A 24,172-nucleotide genomic window follows, 5' to 3' on the forward strand; every position below is an offset into this window, starting at 1 on the left:
CAACTTTATTTATCATTTCCGCAAGAAAAATTTTTTGAATTTTTCCTTGCTTTTATTCGTCTCCGGATTGCTCTTTCAAGCTTTCCTTCAACCCCCCTCTGTTTACCTTTGCCTAACTTTCAAATAACACTCGCTTTATCTATCAAAGCGGCTGCAAAGGTACGCCTTTTAACCGCCGTTCCAAATCATAACCGCCCTTTTCGTCTTATACCCGTTTAAACATGCTGTGCATCAGGGAGAAAAATTTTAGCAGCAAGGCAAACAATATTGAAAATTCAAAAACACAGGGGTATTCCGCTAAATTATTACAGCTTAGTTGCTTCGTATTATAGTAGATAACATTCGAAATCGAACATCCAATGTATCATAACCGAACATCTAAATATCAGCATATAATTAAAAAACACTGTCTTACAATAAGTTACCATAAAGGCACAAGTTTTGGCAATGATACTAACGCGCGGCTCATTAAAAACTGCGTACTGTATAACCCATTAAGCGTTACCCTATCATGATTAAAAATTTCATCAAAATCGCCTGGCGTAACATGCTAAATAACAAGCTTTTTACAGGCCTTAATGTGGCCGGACTTGCTATTGGCATTTGCGTTTGTATCACTTTGTTTGCTTATGTGTTTTACGAGCTAAGTTTTGACCGTATGTTTAAGAACGCGAAAAACATTTATCGGGTTAATATGCAAACTACAGCCGATTACAACTATAAGGTGTGGGCACAGTTGCCAAATTCAGTTGGCCCGGCAATGGTGCAGAACATTCCGCAGGTTAAATCGGCCACGCGACTGATCAAGCACGACTTTGGCGCGAGCGTATCACTTAAAACTGATGATAAAAATTTTACAGAAAAACGCCTGTACATGGCGGACTCTACCGTGTTCAACATTTTTGACGTTAAATTTTTGGAAGGAAACGTTAAAACGGCTTTCGCTCAGCCTAAATCAATTGTAATCTCTCAATCTACAAAACAAAGGTTATATGGAAGCCAGTCGGCGGTTGACAAAATAATTTATATAAACAACCGCGATACGCTGCATGTATCGGGTGTATACGCCGATTTACCTGCTAACAGTACTATTGATTGTAACATGATCTATAATATTATGGATACATGGGCCGGTAAGGATGTTTATTGGAGCAATGCCAGTTACGAAACATACTGTCTGCTACAGCCAGGAGCCAACGTTGCCCAGGTGCAGCGAGAGGCAACGGCTTTAATAGATAAAAACGTAAAGCCTGAAGACAAATATTTTCAGCGTTTTTTTTTACAACCGCTAACAGACATTCACCTTTATTCTGCTGATATACGGGAAGGCTACACAAGCCGTGTGGGCAGCATCGGCATGGTAAAATCATTAATGTTCCTGTCAGCATTAGTATTATTTATCGCCTGTATTAACTATATGAACCTTGCAACCGCCCGGTCGCAAAAGCGAGCAAAGGGTGTTGGGGTCAATAAGGTTTTGGGAGCCGGAACCAATAACCTGCTTGCCTTATTTTATACAGAAACAGCCCTGCTCTCGCTAATAGCTATTACAATAGGCTACATTTTGGCTTTTGCATTAAAACCAACGTTTGAAAACATTACAGGTATCGGTTTAAGTTCTTCGGCATTTCTATCGATGCCGGTGCTTATCGGCTTGTTAATTACCTGGATAGTAGTTACACTGGTGGCGGGCAGCTACCCTGCATTTTCAATGGCAAGCATATCGCCTTTGGTACTGATGAACAAGCTGAAGCTTAAACATTCTTTTGCTGATGTTATGCGCCGGTCGCTGGTTGTATTTCAATTCGCATCGTCCATCGTGCTTATCATCTCGGTTATGGTGATTTACCAACAAATCCGTTATATAAAAAACCGCGACCTGGGTTACAATCCAAACGGTGTATTAGCGCTCGATATTAAGTCGGCGCAGAATAAGCAGCAGTTAGCAGCATTAACCAATGATTTAAGGAGCATGAGCAGTGTTGAAAGCTTTTCGGAAGTGCAATCTATTCCCGGCGATGTAGAAAGCGGCAGGAGTGTAAGTAAAACTGCTAATGAAAAGGAAGCCATACCGGTAAAAACTTGCCATACCGATGCATCCATTGTAAAAACCATGCGGTTAAAACTGTTAGCCGGCACTACCCTGCCGACCGAAATTGCCAAAGGTGACAGCACTTGCTATACTTTAATAAATGAAACGGTTGCCCGGTACCTTGGCTTTAAAACACCACAGGATGCCGTTGGTAAATACATCCATAGCGAGATGGGTGCACGGTCGGTTGTTACCGGTGTGGTGAAGGATTTCAATTATCAATCGTTAAAAAGTGAAATAGGCGGTTACGTATATTATAATATGTTGGCTGCGCCCGAATCGATAAAAACGCTATTGGTAAGATATAACACGAGCAATCTTGCCGCCTTTATAAAGCAATTGCAGAGCAAGTTTAAAACTGACATGCCTAATTCGAGCTTTGAGTACCAGTTTCTGGATAACCATATTGAAAGCATGTATGCTTCAGAGCAAATAATGGCGCGTACGGCTACGGTATTTTCAATCCTGGCAATTTTTGTGGCATGCCTTGGATTGTTCGGGCTTGCAGCCTTTATTGCCGAGCAACGTACCAAAGAAATTGGTATCCGCAAAGTACTTGGCGCAAGTATATCGGGCATTACACGTTTGCTGACTACTGATTTTTTAAAGCTGGTGGTGATATCTATCGTAATAGCATCCCCGGTAGCATGGTACCTGATGAACAAATGGTTGATGGAATTTAGCTACCGTATAAATGTAACCGCTTTACCGTTTATAGTAGCTGGCATTACGGCAGTAGCTTTTGCATTGCTAACCATTAGCTCGCACGCTATAAAAGCCGCGATGGTTAATCCGGTAAAGAGTTTAAGAAGCGAATAGTTCAGTTTAGTTTTTATTTTAGACAGGCCGGCATGTTTACAAGCCGGCCTTTTTTTGCAATTTACGAAGCATTCAAATAGTTTGATTTTGCCAAATGGAACAAATCAGGAAACAGCTGGAGTTAAAATCAAAAATGACTGACCATGATTGGCATGTGTTTGCCTCGTTTTTAAAAAAGCGGGAATTTACCAAGGGCAGCCTGATATTAAGCGAGGGTAAAACAGAAAACCATTTGTCATTTATCGAGAAAGGCATCGTTCGGTTTTTTATGCCGGGCATAGATAAGGAGATCACCTTCGGGTTCAGTTTTGATGGTGAGTTTGTGAGCGCTTACGATTCGTTTTTGACCCGCGCGCCCTGTACTTATGCCGTACAGACACTTAGCGAAACCGTATTATGGCGTATCAGTTACGATGACCTGCAAACTGTTTACGCAACAACGCAAACCGGCAACCTGATGGGCAGACACGCGGGTGAAAAGCTATTTCTGATCAAATCGGCGAGAGAGCTATCATTATTGAAAGATAGCGCGGAACAACGGTACCTTAAATTGTTTAAGGAGCGGCCAAACCTTATCCGGCAAATCCCTTTAAAATACATCGCCTCATACATCGGTATTACGCCGCAGGCCTTAAGCCGTATACGTAAGCGTATTTCTTAACCCAGGTTCATTGCCTTTTAACCAATGGCTACCGAGCTTTGCAGAAAAAAAAATTTAATGAAACCATTATTTATACTGCTGGCTGTTTTTGCTATTAGTTGCATCGTGTATAAAATAACATCGGCTGATTTTAATATTAACCTTTCAGGCACCATCGCGCTCTCCATAATGTTGCTGTTTACCGCAGGCGGACATTTTGCATTCACAAAAGGCATGGTGATGATGATCCCATCATTTATACCGCTCAGGCGTGAGCTTGTTTATGCAACCGGCATACTAGAAATTGTTTTTGCTATCGCCCTGTTAATTCCCTCCTGGCGGACGCCTGCCGCCTGGCTCCTTATCTTTTTCCTGATATTGATACTTCCATCAAACATCTACGCGGCGATCAACAAGGTGGATTATCAAAAAGCAACTTTTAACGGCAACGGCTTAAATTACCTCTGGTTCAGGATACCGCTACAAATACTTTTTATCTGGTGGACTTACTTTTTCGCCATCAGCAAATAATCAAGACTAATGCCTCTCAGCTGTGTAATTTTATTACTTTTACGCTAAAACCAATTAGCATTAAAAAGCCTTGCCTGATCTCTGATAAACTAAACCTTAAGGTTTACAACTAAACGAAGTCAGATAAACGCTGTTAATTAAATTAAACGATGACCATATTCACTAAATCATTACTTACCTGCTGCCTTACAGCTTGCAGTGTGTTGCAATTACAGGCTGCGGATTTACCCATTAAAATTACTAAGCGGTATTTAAATCTGCCGGTATCACAAGCACAGCAACGCAGCAACATGAAGTTTACTGTTTGTGGCAAAAAGGAGCGTGAGTTTAAGATACGCCTGGCCAGCGGCGAACCAGAGTATTGGGTATTTTGCGACGTAAGTAACTTAAAGGGAAAAACCGTAACCATCAGTTATGAGGGTGATAACGCCGGACTGTCAAAAATTTACCAGGATGATAAAATTGCTGGGCAGGACTCCATGTACCACGAAAAGAACCGTCCGCAGTTTCACTTCACCACCCGCCGTGGCTGGATAAATGACCCCAACGGAATGATATTCTACGAGGGCGAATATCACTTATTCTATCAGTATAACCCGTACGAACGTGAGTGGGAAAACATGTCATGGGGGCACGCGGTAAGTAAGGACATGATCCACTGGCAGGAACTGCCGGTAGCGCTTAGTCCGGACGATATGGGTACTATGTTCTCAGGCTCTGCTGTCATCGACTATAATAACACGGCAGGCTTTAACAAAGGCAAAACACCTGCTATGATAGCTACCTACACGGTTGACGGACATGGCAAACAAGTACAATGCATGGCTTATAGCCTCGATAAGGGCCGTACCTGGACAAAATACAAAGGCAACCCGCTAATTGATTCAAAAGAAAAATGGAACAGCCAGGATACACGCGACCCACGGGTGTTTTGGTACGCGCCGGGCAAACATTGGGTAATGGCCCTGAATGAGCGCGACGGACACTCTATCTATAACTCTACTAATTTAAAGGACTGGACTTACCAAAGCCATACCACCGGTTTTTGGGAATGCCCCGACCTGTTTGAACTACCGGTTGACGGCGACAAAAGCAAAACCAAATGGGTAATGTATGGCGCCTCAAACACCTACATGATCGGCTCGTTTGATGGTAAAAAGTTCACTCCGGAATCGGGCAAGCATTATTTTAGTACTGGTACCATTTACGCCGCGCAAACTTTTACCAATATACCCGATAATGATGGCCGCAGGATACAGATTGGCTGGGGTCGCCTCTCACACCCTGGTATGCCATTTAACGGCATCATGTTATTACCTACTGAATTGACGCTAAAAACTACAAAAAATGGCGTGCGGTTGTTTAGCACTCCTATTAAGGAAACCGAACAACTGTTTGAAAAAGTGGGCCAATGGACAAACCTGAAAGAGGCCGCGGCTAATGATCAACTAAAAGCCTACAACAACAACAACAACAACGATCGCCTGCGTATTAAAACAACTATCAAATTATCCCACGCTACAAGCGCCGGGCTTAACCTGTTTGGCCAGCGTATCATTGATTATGATATGAACTACAATACCATTAACAGTGTATTTTATTCGCCTGATGATATGACCAGCATGGAACTAAGCGCCGACATTTATATAGACAGAACCTCCATCGAGGTATTTATTGACAACGGCGCCTACTCCTACTCCATGCAGCGCAAGCCGGATGCTAAGAATACCGAAGGATTTCATTTTTGGGGTAACAACATCGATGTGAAGAACCTGGAAGTGTACACCGTTAAATCCATTTGGGAGTAGGTAAGAACTGATAAGTTTACAGCTGATAAAAATATAATAAACAATCCCAACCTTTGGTCGGGGTTGTTTATTATATGCCTGCACCAAACGTTTCAATCAGCTGTTAAACAGGAAATTAAGAAATAGAGGTCGAATTCTATATAATCATCTTTTCATTTCTATAACATGGCGCATTTCTTCAATCTCCTCTTCCGAATAACCTTCAAGTTCTACACACATTACCCTTGTTTTAAATGATAACGGCTATGAATCCTGCCGTTATACTGGTTGTTTTACTTAAAGGGTGATTTTGAACATATAATTCCTGCGGGGCCTCTCCCTGCCATCATTTTTCCGGCACCATCGGCATTGGTAATTTGCCGTCGTAAGATACGCCGGCATAGGGTCCGTTTTTATCAGCCCGCTGCGCGGTTTCCATCCAACTCCACGCATGCGCCGCGTGTACGCTTACTCCAAAACGCAGATCGTGATTGTTTGCCGCCTTAACCCAAGCTCCAATAACATCCTTTAACACGTCTTTTCACGAGCGTAAACGTTTACTTACTTTTTATGTAGCTGTTAGGATATAAAGTTCAAACAAATTTACATCTTAGCAATACAAACAAAATTGCTCAACGCATACTTAAACGGGTCTTTTTAACAGGCAAGGTTAACCGGTATTATCCATCTGGAATTTCCGGTTTGAGTTTAAATTTTACGCGTTGTTCTCTCCAGTAAAATGTTGATTGCACCCACTGAAAACAATGACTCAAAAAAACCGGCGCGACTACTGTCGCTTGATGCATTGCGCGGGTTTGATATGTTCTGGATAATAAGCGGGGAAGAAATATTTCATGGCTTTGCAGACGTTGTGCAGCATAAATACGGTCTTTTTCGTAACCCGACTAACTGGCAAATTTATGCGGATGGGCGGCTGTCTTTTTTGGAAAAGATAGCCGTAGCCATAAGTAATCAGTTACACCACACCGTTTGGAACGGCTTTACATTTTACGATCTTATCTTTCCGCTTTTTATCTTCATTGCGGGCGTTTCTATGCCTTTTTCTTATAGCAGGCTGCGTAATAAGGAAACGGGTTTGCTAAACCCGACCCAGCGCGAGTACGGCAGCCTGTTGCGCCGAACCCTGCTGCTGCTGTTGCTGGGCATGGTGGTTAACGGTGGGCTTAAGTTTGCCGGGTATGAACACACCAGATTTGCCAGCGTGCTTGGCCGCATTGGCCTGGCATGTTTTTTTGCCGCCCTCATTTATTTAAAATTCAATTTACGCTGGCAAATTACCTGGTTTGTTATAATACTGCTTGGCTATTGGGCGCTTATGGCACTGGTGCCGGTGCCCGGATATGGTGCGGGTAATTACTCCCCTGCAGGGAACCTCTCGGCTTATGTTGACCGGATTATGCTGCCAGGCAAACTTCACAGAGGGGTGTATGATCCCGAAGGTCTGCTATCTACCATACCGGCTATAGCAACCGCATTACTGGGAATATTCACCGGCACGTTTCTGCGTTGTCAGGGTACGCAATTTACTCCGGTGAATAAAATGCTGGCGATATTGGCTGCGGGCTTACTATTTGTTATTACGGGTTTAGGCTGGAATTTTTATTTCCCGATTAACAAAAACATGTGGACCAGTGCTTTCACAATATACGCAGGGGGCTGGAGTTTAATTTTATTCGGTCTTTTTTATGGAGTTATTGACGTTGGCGGCTGGCAAAAGTGGTGCCGCCCTTTTGTTTGGATCGGTACAAATTCCATACTTATTTACCTGGCCGCGCATGGCTTGGTAAACTTTCTATCTACCTCACAATTTTTATTGGATGGTGTGCTAAAATATGTGGATCCGCTGTGGCACCGCAGTATTTTGTGGACTGGAGTACTGTTAATTCAACTGCTGCTGCTACGGTTTTTATACCGGCATAAAATATTTCTGAAATTATAAAACGGCATGGTTGGCCGCATTAATAAACTATTTACGTTTTCTATATGGTTATAAAAAAACTTGTTGCTTGCCTGGCCTTAACCGCTGTACACGGGCTGGCTTTTGCACAAACAATGGAAGAGCAGGCCTACGCCCTTATAAAGAGAACATTGCCCGCGCACGCTCAGAAATTCAGCGTGGAGCAACTTAAAGGGAAAAAAACAGATGGCTTCGAAATAGAAAGCCGCAATAATCGTATTGTGCTGCGTGGTAACAACGGGGTGGCTGTGGCATCGGCACTATATTATTACTTAACGGAATATGCTCATTGCCAGATCACATGGAACGGCACCAACCTTAAGTTGCCGGCTGTATTGCCAAAGGTGCCTGCCAAAGTGGTAAAAACCACGCCTTATAAGCTGCGCTATAACCTGAATTACTGCACTTTTAACTACAGCATGAGCTGGTGGGACTGGAAACGCTGGGAGAAGGAGATTGACTGGATGGCGATGCACGGCATAAACATGCCGCTGGCTATCACGGGCGAAGAATATACCTGGTACCTTGTTTACAAAGATTTAGGGTTTACCGATGAAGATTTAAAGGGCTTTTTTACCGGTCCGGCTTATTTTTCGTGGTTTTGGATGGGCAATGTCGACGGCTGGGGAGGCCCACTTCCGTTACATTGGATGCAAAGCCACATGGAGCTGCAAAAAAAAATTGTGGCGCGCCAGCGCGCGCTCGGAATGAAGCCTGTGCTGCCTGCTTTTACCGGGCACGTACCCGCCAGCTTCAAAAACAGGTTTCCCGCAGCTAAGCTAAAAACTACCAATTGGAACAACGGATTTGCTGATACCTACATTCTTGATTCTGAAGACCCGATGTTTGCGCGTATAGGTAAGCTGTTTTTGCAGAAACAAACACAATTACTCGGAACAGATCATTTTTACAGCGCTGATACCTTTAATGAAAATGAACCGCCGTCTGATGATCCGGAATATCTGAGCAAACTAAGCGCCCGGGTATATGATGGTATGCACCAGGCTGATACAGCCGCGGTTTGGGTGATGCAGGGCTGGTTGTTTTACAGCGACAGAAAGTTTTGGAAAGCCCCGCAAACAGAAGCACTGCTGAAAGCCGTGCCTGATAACAAAATGATTATACTGGACTTGGCGGCCGAAATTGAACCGATCTGGAAACGTACCAGCGCGTTTTACGGCAAGCCCTGGATCTGGAACATGCTGAACAATTTTGGCGGTAATACCAATTTATTTGGCAGGCTTGATGGCGCTGCCACGGGGCCGGCGCAGGCCCTGGCCGATCCTAACAGCGGTAACATGATGGGTATTGGCTTAACTATGGAAGGCATTGAGCAAAACCCGGTTATATATGAGCTATTTACGGATAATACCTGGCGTAACAAGCCAATTAACATAAGCGAGTGGTTGCCGAAATATGTGCGTAACCGCTATGGTAAAAACAATGCACAGGCGCTTAAAGCCTGGAATGTACTGCACAAAACGGCTTATTCAGTACCGGCAGACAGGTATATCAGAGACGGTGCCGAATCAATTATACAGGCACGGCCACGGCTTGACAGCTTTGCGCGCTGGGCAGCTACAAAGTTGAACTACAAACCGCAGGATTTACTACCGGCTTGGCAGGGCCTGATTCTTGCTTCGCCGGAATTGAAGGGCAGCGATGGCTTTCAGTATGACCTGGTTGACGTTACCCGGCAGGTACTGGCAAACTATGCGCTCAACATTCAGCAAAAGTGGGTGAAAGCTTATCGTGATAAAAACGAAGCTGATTTTAAAAAATACAGCGGCCAGTTTATAACACTTATTAATGATATGGATGAACTGCTGGCAACCCGCAAAGACTTTCTGTTAGGTGCCTGGGTGGCAGGTGCCCGCAATTGCGGAGTAACACCTGCCGAGAAAGCGCTATATGAGCAGAATGCCAAAAACTTGATTACACTTTGGGGCGATAAAAACTGCCCGTTATATGAATATGCCTGCCGCCAATGGAGCGGCTTGCTATCAGACTTTTACAAGCCTCGCTGGGAAAAATATTTTGCGCAATTAACGCTTGATATCCAGGGTAAGGCAGATTTTAGCCAGGATGATTTTAATAACCAGATTAAAGATTGGGAATGGAACTGGGTAACAGCCCGTAAGGATTATCCGGCACAGCCTAAGGGTAACAGTGTGGTGCAGGCACGCCTGCTTTACAACAAGTATTGGCCTACCATCACTCAGGCTTATATAAACAATTAATCGGCACACTAAATATTAAAACTTAAGTACCGGGGTCAATTCAATTTTGAGTTGACCCTTTCTTATTGACTTAGGTTAAAATGATCGAGGTAATTGCACATAGTTGGAAGCAATTGGCGGATAATTGCATAAAGTGCTGGTCGGTACGGTATGATTTAAAATGCTTGTGGTAAAGCAAGCGTAGATAATGCCGTAAGTTAAAAAAACTAAACTGCCACATAGAAATAATCTTTGCTAAAAGTTTAGCGCGTAATTTATAAAATGGTATTGCACGCAGATTAAGATATCATAACGCAAAAAAAGGGGGAAAGCATTGCTGCTCTCCCCCAACCAATCTAAATCAACTGATATCATTAATCAATAACCAGGATTTTGTGTAAGCTTAGTATTTGTTTGAAAACCGGAAGTTGGTATCGGGAATATACGGCGATATGTATCGGCGTTGGTTTTACCTAAACCCCATGTGCCCTCATATTTACCAAAACGGATCATATCATTTCGGTGCCATCCTTCATAAGCTAATTCTCTTACACGCTCTGCATAAACACCGTCTAAGTTTATTGAAGTCAAGGGCTCAGACGTAGTGCGGTTAGCCCTGATCTGGTTTACCAAAGATACTGGCGTAGCCCCTGAGGTTGCGGCACCGCCACGTAAAATGGCTTCAGCTTTCATTAACAAAATGTCTGAATAACGGAATACAGGGAAATCGTTGCCTTGGGCACGGTTAATGGTGTTCGTATAATCAGCAATGAACTTATTATTGCGGTAACCGGTATTCCAGGCAATTTCATCACGGCCTAAATCATAATCAGAGTTAGTGCCGGCACGTGGCCTGAATGTTAATTGGCTTAACACCAATGGATAAACAATTTTATCATTAGGGTTTGGCCCGTTATAAAACTGGTTGTAACCAACATTTGTGGTGCTTACCATAATAGGGCTTCCGTCCTGCCAGTATTGCTGGCCGGTTAACCATTGTTTATTACGAATATCGTTAGGATCGTTAAAATAGGCATAATATTCAGCGGTGGTCATTGATGGGCCACTTGGCCTGTTATTCGCCAGGCCATTACCTGTGCTTTGATTAATTACCGGGTTTGTATAGCCACCTGCTGTTGAGCCTGAATATCCATAGCGTATACCCAGGTTACGGTTAAGGTTATATCTCGCAAAAATCAAATTTCCTGAACTTGTAGAAGCATCATACGGAATGGCGTAAATGAATTCTTTTTGAGTTGTCGGCCCGTTAGTTGGATAGAACATTTGCAGGTAAGAAGCCATAGGCTCTACCGAGTACTTGTTAGAGCTAATGATTTCATCGCAGGCTGCTATACAATCGTTGTAACGCTGGGTTCCGGTATACACGTCGGCATTCAAATATAATTTAGCCAGTAACGAGTAGGCAAAGTACTTGGTTACCAAACCATAGGTTGCCGCCGTAACATCTGATTTAAGGTTTGGAATAGATGCCTTAAGCTCGCTTTCTATAAAATTGAAAACCTGGGTGCGGGTAGCCCTCGGCTGTAACTCCTTGTTTCCGTATACGGTATCCAGGGGAACGCCTCCAAAGTTGTCCATACCTATATAATAGGCAAACGCGCGTAGTGTTCTCAACTCGGCAATGCTGTTTGTTTTGGCAGCGCTTTCAGGCGCGTTTTTAAAAATAGACAGGGTTTGGTTGGTAACGCCTATCATGTTAGTATAATAATACCAAATGGCACTAACACCGCTGTTATCTCTCGTCCAGGTATGGCGGTGTAGCTCCATGTACCTGTTACCGTCAATCCAGTCAGGTCCAAAAATACCTAACAGGTTTTCGTCAGTTGTGTGGCTTTGCGAAAAAAAGTACGCGCCAGTATAATCAGATCTCAATGCTACATATACCGAACCGGTTACAGCCTGGTATTGAGCCGGTGTTTGCGGGAATACCTCCGGGGTGAGCTGTGTGTCTACCGTAACATCCGTTTTATGGCAAGAGGATAAAACTACGGCTATGCAAACAGCAGATGCGATAGTTAAAAATATATTTTTCATGCTACTATGAATTATAATGATACGTTTACGCCCAATAAAAATGTACGCGTTTTTGGATAAAAGTTATTGTAATCGATACCTGGGGACTGGCCGCCCTGGTTAATCTCCGGATCGACACCTTTGTAACCTGTAATAACAAATAAGTTGTTTGCGGTTAAGTATAACCGTATGTTACTGATAGATTTGGTTGGCTGTATAAAATTATACCCTAAAGAGGAGTTGTCCAGCCTTATGTACGACCCGCTCTCGATATACCTGTCAGAATAAAAGTAATTACGTGTATCGGTAATTTTATCATCCGAGGCTGAACGTAAAATATTGTTAGCATTTGCGGCAGATGTGTTTGACAGATCGGCACGCGTGGCGTTAAATATCTTATTACCCAATGTGCCTCTTATAAAAACATTAAGGTCGAAGCTTTTGTAACGGAACGAGTTATTCCAGCCTATTAACACTTTTGGCTGCGGACTACCTGCATAGAAATAGTCCTGGCCGGTAGTTGGCTGTTTAGTTGTTGAGCCGTCTCTTTTGTAAAACAGCGAGTTGCCGTCAGCATCTTTCCCTGCGTACCTAAAGGTAAAGAACTGGCCTAACGGATAGCCAACCTTTAGTATTTGCAGTGTTGAGCCAGACTGGCCCGGGCCTTCCGGCGAGGTGTATAAAATTGAGTCGCCGTTGGCATAAGGGCTAACCAAGCTGGTAATTTTATTTTTATTGTAAGCAGCGTTGATAGTGCTTGACCAGCTGAAGTTTTTATTTGATACCGCGTTAACCGTAACACTTGCCTCTATACCCTTGTTGCTGATGCTACCACCGTTCGCGTTGATGTTACCACCCGGAACCAAAGCCGGTGATACGCGGTAGTTGAATAACATGTTAGAGGTTTTCTTATTATAAAGATCAATTGAACCGGTTACTTTATTATTTGCGATTGCAAAATCAACACCGATGTTGGTTGAGGCAGTGCGCTCCCATTTCAAATCTGGGTTTTGCCCCTGGATAGGTGCTAATGCAGCTTCTAATACACCATTGTTGTAATATTTATCAACAGCGCCGTAAAGCAGTTGCGCAGTGTAAGCTCCTATACCGAAAGAGTTACCCGTAACACCATAACTTGCGCGGAGTTTCAACTCGTTAAAAAACTTCTGATCTTTCATGAAGTCTTCCTGCGCAATGCGCCATGCAACGCTTCCGGAAGGGAAATAACCCCAGCGGTTGTTAATGCCAAATACCGAGCTGCCATCTCTCCTGATAGAGCCTTGAACCAGGTATTTATCCTTGTAGCTGTAATTAAACCTGAAAAAATCAGAAATTAACAAGGTTTTACCGTAAGCACGATCGTTGCCAAAGCTAATTCTGTATGAGCCAACCGCGTAAGGGTTAGATAGTGCAAGGTTATTATAGCCAACATTATCCGTAGGGAAGTTAATGGTTGATACCTGGATACCATCACCAACAACGTTTTGCTGATAGGAGTAACCTAAAACCGCGTTGATTTTATGATCGCCCAGCTGTTTATCCCAGCTCAGAAAGGTTTCAAGCGTTTTAACCGAGGCAGATAACTCACTACGGTACGCTGTACCATTTTGGCCGAAGTTAATCAGCGTATGATAAACACCTATAGAAGGATCGGGATTGTTGTAAAAGCTGTTGCCCCTGTAAGCATTATAATACGAGCTATAGTACTCGCCGCGTGAAGCAGTTGTTTTTTGATATGACAGATTTACATTGTAGCTAAACCCGAAAGGCAATTTAGCCTCGGTAATAAATGATCCTAATAAAACATTGTACTTGGTATCATCCTTTGCATTGTTGGCAATTGCAAGCGGGTTAAAATAACCGGTATTGCCAAAGTTTTCATAATATGTACCGTCAGCGTTATATATCGGGTTTACAGGTAAGTGCTTGGCGGCCTGTAATAATACTACGTTTTGTAAAGGTACGTTGTTAGAATTGCTTGCCGAATTTGACAGGTTTAAACTGAATTTTAGTTTATCGTTCAAAGCATACTGATCAACAGCTAAACGGCCAATTACGCGTTCTAACTTACTGCCTTTTAAAATACCGTTCTTTTCAAAATAATTAACGCTGGCGCTGTAAGTTCCATGCTCAGAACCACCGCTAAATGAAATGTTATGATTTTGAGAGAATGCAGAGCTGCGCTCAATGGCTTTCATCCAATCGGTATTGGCATTCAAATCATTATTAGCAGAAAAGCCGGTGTTGTTTTTTGCCAGAAAAGCACGTATTTCATCTGCATTCATCAAATCTAACTGATTGCTGACCTTTTCAACACCCGCGTAACCATTGTAAGACACTAAAGATGAATTTTTTTTTCCGCGTTTGGTGGTTACCATAATTACACCGGCTGAGGCGCGGTTACCGTAGATGGCGGTAGCGGCAGCATCCTTAAGTACGTCAATAGTAACAATGTCATTAGGTGCAACGGCCGCGATATCTGCACCCGGAATGCCGTCAATCACATAAAATGGTGAGCCCGGGCTGTTTACCGTTGAAGCGCCGCGTAAAATAACACTTGCAGGTTTGTTAGGGTCGCCGCTGGCGGTAATGTTTAAGCCCGGTACTTTACCTTGCAGTAACTGGCCAACATCAGCAATTGCACCGCGGTTCAAATCCTCAGCTTTAACCGAGCTAACAGAACTCGACAGCGTTTTGCGCGAGCTGGTGCCGTAACCCACAACCACAATTTCTTTTAATGATTGGTTGGCGTCGGCAAGGGTAATGCTGTAATTTTTTTCGCTGGTTACAGCTACTTCTTTGTTGGTATAACCAACTGATGAAATGGTTAATACGTCGCCATTTTTGGCGCTGATGGTAAATTTGCCATCTGTACTTGTAGAGGTTGCTTTTGTAGTTCCTTTTACCACTACAGTAGCACCCGGAATTGATACGCCCTTGGCATCCGTTACGGTACCCGTAACGCGGATATCCTGCGCAAACGTGTATTGCATGTTAAAAATCAGGGCAAGCAGCAGTAATAAGGGCACGAGTTTGCCCTTGCTGCAAAAGAGATTTAATGTCATAATTAGCGTAAATTTAAGTTCATAAAGTGTGTTAAAGTGTTCGTAATGTTGATTAAAAGCTTAGTGTAGCAGGCAGGTATTTGGCCACCAGGTTTTCATAATAAGGCCGTAATTCCTGCCAGCTTTTTTGATTGGGATTTTTTGAATACAGATCATACGGGTTAAATAATTTTACCCATTCAAACATCTTGTGGTCATGCTCGGTCATCAGGTGATTGTAGGCATGCTCCCGGTGCTGCGAATAAAAAGAATGATAACGCAGCATATACAAACCCGGTTCCGGAATGTAGTTCTTCATCATGTGGTACACATATTCATCATGCCCCCATGACATATGTACTTTATCTAAACCGCAATGCTCCGTATACACACCAAGCTTGGTATTGTATTTCGGGTTGTTGTAATCAGGGTTTTCTTTAAAGAATTCAGCGTAAACAATTTTGTCTGAAAAAGCGCAGCCCACCGGGAAGGTATCGCCTACAACAGCCCATTGTGGCTCGCCGAACAGGCAAAGTACTTTACCCATGTCATGTATCAGCCCTACCAGCACCATCCAATCCGGATGCCCGTCTCTCCGTATCGCTTCAGATGTTTGCAACAGGTGCTGCATCTGGTCAAGGTCGGTATCGGGGTCAGAATCATCAACCAGCTCGTTCAAAAAAGTAAAGGCATCCCATATAGGCATTGTTTTTTTGTCGAAGCTCAGGTATTTGGCTTTGCGCTCAAGCACAAAATCATACGTTTGGTACAGGTGGTTTAAGCGATAAAATTCTCTGACGCCATCTTTTTCAGTTTCCTCATAATTGCGGAAAGCCTCTTCCTTTTTGTCTTCGTTTATTTTTGAAGGATCAGGATAACGGCGAAGAATATCATCCTCCCATTCATCCAGGTTATCAAGTGGCGTAGCTTGGTTAGGCATAGCGTTAGTATTGCGTGTATCCATCACAATTAAAATTTTTAATAAACAGATCCTATTTGCGGTTATCAGAGTGTCTGACTGAATTGGTACGTAATGCTAATGTGAAGAATTTTAAAATGATGTTTATCAATATGATGAGTAAATAGTTAAGTAAACGTTTACTTAACTATACTGATTGGTAGTGAGCAAACTACACAGACGGCCTCCAATCCGGATTGACTCACGAGTTGGCCTATCTGAACTTGGAAATTGTACACTTACCCTCCGGCTATGATTAGCGAAAAGAAAATAGAAGCCATTTGCCGCAAATAAGTAAACGATTTCGTTATAAAAGTTAGCCGGCGCAGATGCACCCTTATTCAATGTTGTTAAATTAGCAAACAGATAGCGCTGCGCCTGGTTGCAGCATATTAATCCAAATGACCATTCGTATTGTAATCAATAAATTAACACTAACGTTCATCAGCTTGTTTTTATGCAACGTTGTGGTGGTGGCGCAGAATTTGGCTGATTATGTACAGCCTTTGGCCGGTACGGCACGGGCTACCACCAAATCAGCCACCAAGCATGGCGCCGGAACTGAACTTAACGCCAACGTGATACCTGCGGTTACGCAGCCATTTGCCATGACACAGTGGACACCAGAAACCCGGCAGTCTGAAATCAAATGTTTACCGCCATATTTATATAGCGACACGTTATTCAATGGATTCCGGGCGTCGCACTGGTTAAGCGGTTCCTGCACACAGGATTACGGCAGCTTAACCATTATGCCGCTGACAGGCTCCTTGAATACCTTAGGTTATGCTACCCCATTTAAGCATAGCGAAGAAAAGTCATCACCCTATTATTATCATGTAAACTTGCCTGCTTATGGAGTGAATGCGGAAGTTACGGCCACTTTACGCAGCGGCATGTTACAGTTTACCGCACAAAAGAACGATAGTTTATATGTTTTGATAAAACCCAACAGCGACCGCGGGGAAGGTTTTGTACAAATAGATGCTGATAAAGGTTTAGTATGGGGCTATAATCCTGTTCATCGTATTTACCAAGGCTGGGGCAAACCGGCTGGTTTCAGTGGATACTTTGTAGTTAAGGTTGAAGGCGGATTCACCAGACGCGGCGTTTTTCGGGATGGAAAAAATTGGTTTGCAGATACGTTAAAAGGCGGCCTTAACAGTGGCGCTTTTATTGGGCTGCAAGTTAAAGCCGGGCAAAAGGTGCGGCTTCGGATTGGTACATCGTTCAGCAGCTTCGAAGGTGCGCTGCTCAACCTCAATACAGAAATTACACACCAGGACTTTGAAAGCCTGGTGAAAGCCAATAAAAACGGTTGGGAAAAGGCACTGGGCAAAATTAAGGTTACTACCTCAGACGAACGCAGCAAACGCATATTCTATACAGCCATGTACCATGCCATGCAGCAGCCCCGGTTGTTTAATGACGTTGATGGGAGTTATCCCCAATTTGCAGGGAACTATAAACTTTTAAAGATTGCCGGTGGGAATTATTATGACGATTTTTCAATGTGGGATACCTACCGCACTCAGATGCCGTTGTTTGAAGTGCTCGAGCCTGCGTTAGTGAACGACTGCGTGCGATCAATGATTTTGAAGGGACAACAGGGGGGCTGGATGCCCGTTTTTCCCTGCTGGAACAGTTTTACCGCGGCCATGATTGGCGACCACGTTACGGCGTTCATAGCGTCTGCCTATGTAAGGGGAATACGTGATTACGATGTGAAAGCGGCTTACAGCTTAATGCGTCAAAATGCATTTAAAATACCAACCCGTAGTGATTACGTCGATGGGAAGGGCAGGCGCGCATTAGATTCTTATTTAAAGTATGGATATATTCCGCTTGAGGACTCCGTGCCTGACGCTTTTCACAAAAAGGAACAGGTGAGCCGCACGCTGGAATATGCTTTTGACGATTATGCCCTGGCGCAAGTAGCCAGGGGTATCGGCGTAACTGCCGACTATGAAGTACTTATTAAGCGGGCCCGCAATTACCTTAACGTGTTTGATCCGTCGGTTAAAATGGTACGCGGACGATATATTGACGGCAGTTGGGTAAAGCCTTTCCATGCTAATTTAAAGCAAAGTTACATTACCGAAGGAACACCGCAGCAATATACGTTTTACGCGCCGCAGGATATTAACGGTTTAGCCAAGGCTATGGGCGGCCCACACCAATTAGAGCTAAGCCTCGATAAGCTATTTGAAACCGGAGAGTACTGGCACGGCAATGAACCCGGGCAGCAAATACCTTTTATGTTCACTTATACATCCTCGCCCTGGAAAACGCAGCGGTATGTTCACGAAATTTTAAATGATGAATATAACGATGGGCCAGGCGGTTTAAGTGGAAACGATGACGCCGGGCAAATGTCTGCCTGGTATGTAATGGCAGCTTTGGGTTTTTACCCTGTAAATCCGGCATCAGATCATTATATCCTTTCAGCTCCGATTTTTAACAGTTATCAAATTAACTTGCCAGGTAAAATTGTTTTTAAGGTAGTAGTTAAAAAGCGGATTGCTGGTGATATTTATATCAAAAGCGTAAAACTAAATGGTAAACGATATACCAGGAGTTACATTAAGCATAGCGACATCACTAATGGCGGCGTGCTGGAGCTAACGTTATCAGCTACGCCAAATAAAAACTGGGCCATTAATGTGGCGGACAGGCCCCCCTCACTCTCAAAATAATTTTATGCATAGTAAGTTTATAAAAGCTACCATAATGCTCGTTCCTGCATTACTAATCTGTTTTGTCACACTGGCTCAGCCTGTTGGCGGTAGGGCTAATGATTTTGTGATTACCACTTACGGTGCCACTACAAAAACCGGTGTAGACAATGCCGGGGCCATTCAACGTACCATTGATGCCTGTGCCGCCGCCGGTGGCGGGCGTGTTATTGTGCCGAGTGGTAAGCTTTTTATGAGTGGGCCGTTTAACCTTAAATCTAATATTGAACTGGTGGTTGAAGCCAATGCCTGCGTATTGGCCAATCCCGATGAAGCCATCTACAAAAACAGTGCTTTTAAAAGTAATGTAGGAGAAGGCATGATTTGGATCGGCGGCTATAATCTGCAAAACGTTACCATAAGCGGCAGTGGTACATTAGATGGCAACGGCGTATCATTCATGGGAGCGCCGCTGGAAGACTCTTATGTATTGAAACCATTTAACGTTGCAGACCCACGCCCGCACCTGCTTACTATTATTGGCGGAAGGAATATCCGCATCAGAGACCTGACTATAAAAAACTCAGCCTATTGGACGGTACATCTTATAGGCTGCAATGATGTAACCATTGATAATATTACCCTGTTGAATGATTTGAAAGTACGCAACAGCGATGGAATTGATTTAGACCATAGCAAGAACGTGCGCATAAGTAATTGCTTTATTGAATCTGGCGACGATTGTATTTGCATTAAAAATCGCCGCGAGTATGAGGAATTCGGGGTTTGCGAAAATATCGTTGTAAATAATTGCACCATGACCTCCCGTTCATGCGCAATCAAGATCGGGTCTGAAAATATGGACAGCATCCGGCATGTATTAATTAACAACTGCATTATCCGGAGCAGTAACCGGGGCATAGGCATCCAAAATCGTGATGAAGGTACAGTTACCGATGTAATTTTTTCTAATATAACCATTGATGCGCATCTTTTTTCGGACGTATGGTGGGGTAAGGCAGAGCCTATCTACGTAACGGCTTACAGGCGTGCCAACGGGAATAACAAAGATGCCAACTGGCGTTTCCCGAAAGGCAAAACTGAGGGAAGTGTAGGCAGAGTGAGCCGTATTTATTTTAGCAACATCAAGGGAGTAAGCGAAAACGGGGTGTATTTAGGTGCAGAGTCTGCCGATAAATTGAGCGAGATTGTTTTTGACCAGGTTGACCTCTATATTAACAAAACCACGAGCGTTAAAGGTGGCGTTTATGACCGGCGCCCGGCTAAAATTGAAGGCCTGATTTCGGGCAATACCTCCGGGTTTTACCTGGAGAATGCAGAAAGCGTTACTATCCGTAATTGCTCGGTTAATTGGGGAAACAACCGGCCTGATTATTTTCGGCATGCCATCGACAGCCGTAATGTAGCCAATTTAAAAATCCAGTGTTTTGAGGGACAGTCGGCCTTCCCCGCTAAGTTTGATGCCATCAGTAAGAAATAAAGCTGTTATTTTTTCCTGACGGTTGAATTTCGTACGGTTAATACAGAAGGTATTACCGTACTTTCATCAGTAAGATCAAGCTCTTTATTCTTTAATCCCCGAAGCAAGGCTTTGGCAGCCGCCTTTCCCATTTCAAAGGCAGGTTGCGTAATGGTAGTTAAGCTGGGATTTAATATGCCGGCAGATGATTGATTGGAGAAACAAATTACTTTTACCTGGTTGGGGATATTGACGCCGAGATCAGCGCAAGCCATGTAAATTTCGGTAGTAAGTTTTTCTACTGTAGCTACAATGCCGTCAGGCCGGTCTGGCCCACTCATCAGCTCGCTTATCAGTTGGTAATTTACATTGGCTTGCTGGCTGCAGTTAATAATTGAGCAAGCTCCAGTATCTAAACCATATTCATCTATCGCTTTTTGAAATCCTTTACTACGCTCCGAAATAATAGAAAGCGCATTTGATATAGAAAGCAAAGCAATGCGCTTGCAGCCTGCTTCAATTAAATGCCGCGTGGCTATGTAACCGCATTCAAAATCATTGGTGGTTATGCAGGCTGTTTTCAGTTCGGCACATACACGGTCAAAAAATACAATCGGAAGCTTTTTGATAAAGGCATTAATATGGTCAAATGAGTTAGTTTCAGAGCTAACAGACATAATTACCCCGTCTACCCGTCCGTTGGCAAGTTCCTTAAGCAAAGCCTGTTCTTTTTCCAACTTCTCGTGTGTTAGGCAAATAAGTGTTTGATAGCCTTTTTCAAGTGTTACTTCTTCAATGCCATTTAATGCCGTGGAGAAAAAACTATCGGCTACTTCAGGTATCAACACAGCTATAGTCTTGCTTTTATGCCCCCTTAAGCTGCCAGCATAAGCATTCGGAACAAAATCAAGCTCTTTAGCCAGGTCCAACACTCGCTTTCGTGTTGCCTCACTCACTTCGTGGCTGCCGGTAAATGATTTCGATACGGTCGCGATCGAAACATTTAAACTTTTTGCAAGCAGCTTAATAGTAATCTTCTCCATTATAAGTTGGTTAAAAACAACCAAAAGCAGTCAAATTTAACAAACCTTTAACGTACTGCAACAGCACAAATAACATATCCCCCTTAGACGAAAATAAAATATGGTCCAGCAATCAAACATAGCTATCGCTTGTGATGGAATAACAAATAGCAGATAAAAAAAGCCCGTTTTAAAAAAAACGGGCTTTCATTAATTTGCGATATGTAAATCTGCGGAGAGAGAGGGATTCGAACCCCCGGACCTTTAACAGTCAACGGTTTTCAAGACCGCCGCAATCGACCACTCTGCCATCTCTCCGGGGGCAAAAGTACAAAACCGACTTGAATTGCCAAATTTCAATGTTAAATTTTTCTTAAAAAATCTCCTTTTTGAAACAACGCTTTGATAAACAAGCAGATTAATTTTCGTTTGGCTTGTTCAATGTAGTCCTAAAGGTGTTAAAACGGGGTTTCGCGATCTTGATATTACGTTTTGAAAGGTCGACACTGGCGTTTAATTCGAACCCGATGAGCACAACAAGTGAATTAAGGTACATCCAAATCATCACCACGATCAAAGTTCCGATTGAACCATACACCTTGTTGTACGCCGAAAAGTTGTTGATGTAGTATGCGAAGCCTATTGATATAAGCAACCCTAAAAAGGTGGCCAGTACAGAGCCCGGGTTTATGAATTTCCAGCGCTGCTTATGCGCCGGTCCGTAACGATACAATACACCGAGCGTTACAAAGAAAATGATCACTATGATGATCCAACGTGAAAAAGCAATTACGTACGACCAAAAGTTGCTTTTACTATAAATATGCTCCTGCAAAAAGCTGATAACCGATTGCCCGGCTATCATCAGTATAATGGCAAAGAACATCGCGAAGCTTAATACCAGCGTAAGTAATAATGCCGTCCACCGCCGCTTTAACCAGGTACGGGTTTCCAGTTGCAATGATGATTTGTTGAATGCCCGCATTAAATTGCTGATGCCGTTTGTAGCAAAGTATAGCGCCGAAAAGAAACCGAAAGAAAGCAATCCCCCGTTACGATTTTTCACCAGATCGACCAATGTAAGTTTAAAGGCCTGGTAAGCATCATCAGGCAAAATCAATTTGAATAACTGTAATAACTCGCGCTGGAACTTATATTCGGGTATATAAGGGATTACTACGGGTATAAACGGGATAACCGACACCAGGAAGATCAAAGCCGGGAATATTGCCAGCATAAAGCTGTACGCTAACGATGATGCACGGTTACCCAGCGATCCCTGCTTAATTTCGAGTATAAAGAAAACTACGACGGTATAAAGCGGCAACGGACGAAAGCCTGGTATAATGAGCGTTTTTGTCCATTCAATAAACCTGCGGTAAAATGCAAACCTGAAAAGAAAGTTATGCAGCCACTCCATTTAATCAAAGCTACTCAAAAAACGGCTTTGTCTTTTCAATAAATTCAGCCGGGGCCAGGCACGGGCGGTTTGTTTTCATATTAATGAATGCCAGCAGCGTTTCGCCAATATTAATAAGCTCCTGTTTCTCGTTAAATAACTCGTACCTGAAATGTATCTTCACACCAGGCAGCTTATCCATAATAACGCGTATGGTAATCTCTTCGTCGTACAAAGCCGGTTTAAGGTACTTGCACTTCATCTCGAGCACGGGCATCATAATGCCGGTCTCTTCCATTTTACGGTAAGTCATGCCAAGCGAACGCAGCATGTCTACTCGGCCAACCTCATAAAACTCGGCATAGTTACCATAATAAACATACCCCATCTGGTCAGTTTCGCCGTAACGTACCCTTATTTTTGTAGAGTGCTCAAACATTACTTCTTGATGTTCCTTTCGTTAAGTGCCTGCTGAAAACGGCGAGCGTTCTTTAAGTGCTCGGCCTCAGTAACCGCGAAGTTATGGTAGCCTGAAAAATCCTCTTTAGCACACATATAGATATAGTCGCTCTTTTGCGGATCAAGCACGGCCTTAATAGCGTTGATAGACGGCATCATAACCGGCCCCGGAGGCAAGCCCTCGTGCAGGTAAGTATTGTATGGTGAATTGGTAACTAAATGGCGGTTAAGCACACGTTTGATAGTAAAATCGCCGGTAGCGAATATCACCGTAGGATCGGCCTGCAGCTTTTTACCTACACGCAGTCTGTTAAGGTATAAACCGGCGATGGTCGGCATCTCATCATCGTGCAGGGCCTCCCAATCTACTATTGATGCTAATATAGATACCTGTGCAGGGGTTAAATTCAATGCCTGGGCTTTTGCCTTGCGCTCAGGTGTCCAAAACTCATTGTAATAAGCATACATCTTATCAATGAATTTATCGGCCGGTGTGTTCCAATAAAACTCATAAGTGTTGGGCAGAAACATCACGTAAACATTGTCGGTATTAAGGCCGAACTTCTCGACGTACTGAGCTGAATCAAGCAAACGGATGATAGCTAACGAATCGGGTTCCAGTTGTTTTGATACAAACGCAGCCAATTGAGTTTTCAGGCGCAGGCCACGAACGGTAAGCTTCACCGGCTCCTGGTTGCCGGCCTTCAGCATATTGATAAACGCGCGGTTACCCATCCCCTCTTTCAGGCGGTACTTACCGGGTTTTACTTTAGCCGGATATTCCATGCTTTGGGCGGTGGCTGCAAACGCAAATGTATCCTTAACTATGTGCTGCTCCTTAATGGTATTATATACATCAGTAAAGGTTGATCCGGTTTTGATATATAGATACTCCTCATTATCGGTTACGTTTGGGCCAAAAAAGCGCAGGTAATAAAATATACCCGTAGCGCCCAAGCCAACTATAACCAATATTATAAATGCGATGATAAACTTCTTAAACCCGCCCGAAGCCGGTTTTTGCTGCTGATCCAT

17 protein-coding genes and 1 tRNA gene are annotated in these 24,172 nt (G+C 43.5%); 9 read left to right on the forward strand and 9 right to left on the reverse strand.

Going from position 1 to position 24,172, the window contains the following annotated elements:
• The 5 genes from LT679_RS04860 to LT679_RS04880 form a co-directional block, all read left to right on the forward strand.
• The coding region (locus tag LT679_RS04860; protein WP_232176075.1) for a hypothetical protein at positions 1–219 on the forward strand (219 nt) is incomplete at its 5' end.
• A gap of 292 nt (positions 220–511) precedes the next feature.
• Entirely contained in the window at positions 512–2,911 is a 2,400-nt protein-coding gene (locus tag LT679_RS04865) for an ABC transporter permease (protein WP_232176077.1), read from the forward strand.
• 94 nt (positions 2,912–3,005) lie between these two features.
• Positions 3,006–3,572 carry a Crp/Fnr family transcriptional regulator gene (locus LT679_RS04870; RefSeq protein WP_232176079.1) on the forward strand — a complete coding sequence of 189 codons (567 nt, stop codon included), beginning with the start codon at positions 3,006–3,008 and terminating at the stop codon, positions 3,570–3,572.
• 57 nt (positions 3,573–3,629) lie between these two features.
• Positions 3,630–4,082, forward strand: a complete 453-nt coding sequence (locus tag LT679_RS04875; RefSeq protein WP_232176081.1) for a DoxX family protein — start codon at positions 3,630–3,632, stop codon at positions 4,080–4,082.
• A 149-nt stretch (positions 4,083–4,231) separates the two neighbouring features.
• The gene (locus tag LT679_RS04880; RefSeq protein ID WP_232176082.1) at positions 4,232–5,890 is read left to right on the forward strand and encodes a glycoside hydrolase family 32 protein; all 1,659 of its coding nucleotides are present in this window, start codon (positions 4,232–4,234) and stop codon (positions 5,888–5,890) included.
• Between the two features lie 325 nt (positions 5,891–6,215).
• Here the strand turns inward: LT679_RS04880 and LT679_RS04885 are convergent, their stop codons facing one another.
• On the reverse strand, positions 6,216–6,404 hold the full coding sequence (locus LT679_RS04885; protein ID WP_232176084.1) for a hypothetical protein: 189 nt from the start codon (positions 6,402–6,404) through the stop codon (positions 6,216–6,218).
• 204 nt (positions 6,405–6,608) lie between these two features.
• On the opposite strand from LT679_RS04885, the gene LT679_RS04890 reads away from it, so the two are divergent.
• A complete protein-coding gene (locus LT679_RS04890) occupies positions 6,609–7,829 on the forward strand; it encodes an acyltransferase family protein (protein ID WP_232176086.1) in 1,221 nt (406 codons plus the stop codon).
• 44 nt (positions 7,830–7,873) lie between these two features.
• Positions 7,874–10,087 carry an alpha-N-acetylglucosaminidase gene (locus tag LT679_RS04895; RefSeq protein WP_232176088.1) on the forward strand — a complete coding sequence of 738 codons (2,214 nt, stop codon included), beginning with the start codon at positions 7,874–7,876 and terminating at the stop codon, positions 10,085–10,087.
• Between the two features lie 357 nt (positions 10,088–10,444).
• On the opposite strand, the gene LT679_RS04900 is transcribed toward LT679_RS04895, so the two are convergent.
• Genes LT679_RS04900 through LT679_RS04910 form a run of 3 tightly spaced genes read right to left on the reverse strand, consistent with a single transcriptional unit; the run spans position 10,445 to position 16,108 of the window.
• On the reverse strand, positions 10,445–12,121 hold the full coding sequence (locus LT679_RS04900) for a RagB/SusD family nutrient uptake outer membrane protein (protein ID WP_232176090.1): 1,677 nt from the start codon (positions 12,119–12,121) through the stop codon (positions 10,445–10,447).
• An 11-nt stretch (positions 12,122–12,132) separates the two neighbouring features.
• Positions 12,133–15,165: a SusC/RagA family TonB-linked outer membrane protein gene (locus LT679_RS04905; protein WP_232176092.1), complete on the reverse strand. Its 3,033-nt coding sequence runs from the start codon at positions 15,163–15,165 to the stop codon at positions 12,133–12,135.
• Positions 15,166–15,217: 52 nt separating this feature from the next.
• Positions 15,218–16,108, reverse strand: a complete 891-nt coding sequence (locus tag LT679_RS04910) for an inositol oxygenase (RefSeq protein WP_232176094.1) — start codon at positions 16,106–16,108, stop codon at positions 15,218–15,220.
• 395 nt (positions 16,109–16,503) lie between these two features.
• Here LT679_RS04910 and LT679_RS04915 point away from each other — a divergent pair, with 395 nt between their 5' ends.
• Positions 16,504–18,798: a GH92 family glycosyl hydrolase gene (locus LT679_RS04915; RefSeq protein WP_232176096.1), complete on the forward strand. Its 2,295-nt coding sequence runs from the start codon at positions 16,504–16,506 to the stop codon at positions 18,796–18,798.
• A gap of 34 nt (positions 18,799–18,832) precedes the next feature.
• The gene (locus LT679_RS04920; RefSeq protein WP_232176099.1) at positions 18,833–20,278 is read left to right on the forward strand and encodes a glycoside hydrolase family 28 protein; all 1,446 of its coding nucleotides are present in this window, start codon (positions 18,833–18,835) and stop codon (positions 20,276–20,278) included.
• A 5-nt stretch (positions 20,279–20,283) separates the two neighbouring features.
• Here LT679_RS04920 and LT679_RS04925 read toward each other — a convergent pair whose 3' ends face one another.
• From LT679_RS04925 to mltG, 5 genes are all read right to left on the reverse strand, one after another.
• The gene (locus LT679_RS04925) at positions 20,284–21,300 is read right to left on the reverse strand and encodes a LacI family DNA-binding transcriptional regulator (RefSeq protein WP_232176101.1); all 1,017 of its coding nucleotides are present in this window, start codon (positions 21,298–21,300) and stop codon (positions 20,284–20,286) included.
• Positions 21,301–21,512: 212 nt separating this feature from the next.
• A tRNA-Ser gene (locus LT679_RS04930) sits at positions 21,513–21,597 on the reverse strand.
• A gap of 100 nt (positions 21,598–21,697) precedes the next feature.
• Positions 21,698–22,699 (reverse strand): YihY/virulence factor BrkB family protein, encoded by a 1,002-nt coding sequence (locus LT679_RS04935; protein WP_232176103.1) that lies wholly within the window; start codon positions 22,697–22,699, stop codon positions 21,698–21,700.
• A 10-nt stretch (positions 22,700–22,709) separates the two neighbouring features.
• The gene (locus LT679_RS04940) at positions 22,710–23,117 is read right to left on the reverse strand and encodes an acyl-CoA thioesterase (protein ID WP_232176105.1); all 408 of its coding nucleotides are present in this window, start codon (positions 23,115–23,117) and stop codon (positions 22,710–22,712) included.
• Positions 23,117–24,172: an endolytic transglycosylase MltG gene (mltG, locus tag LT679_RS04945; RefSeq protein WP_232176107.1), complete on the reverse strand. Its 1,056-nt coding sequence runs from the start codon at positions 24,170–24,172 to the stop codon at positions 23,117–23,119. Before mltG ends, LT679_RS04940 begins: the two co-directional genes overlap by 1 nt.

Source organism: Mucilaginibacter roseus, assembly GCF_021215455.1.
Classification (GTDB): Bacteria; Bacteroidota; Bacteroidia; order Sphingobacteriales; family Sphingobacteriaceae; genus Mucilaginibacter; species Mucilaginibacter roseus.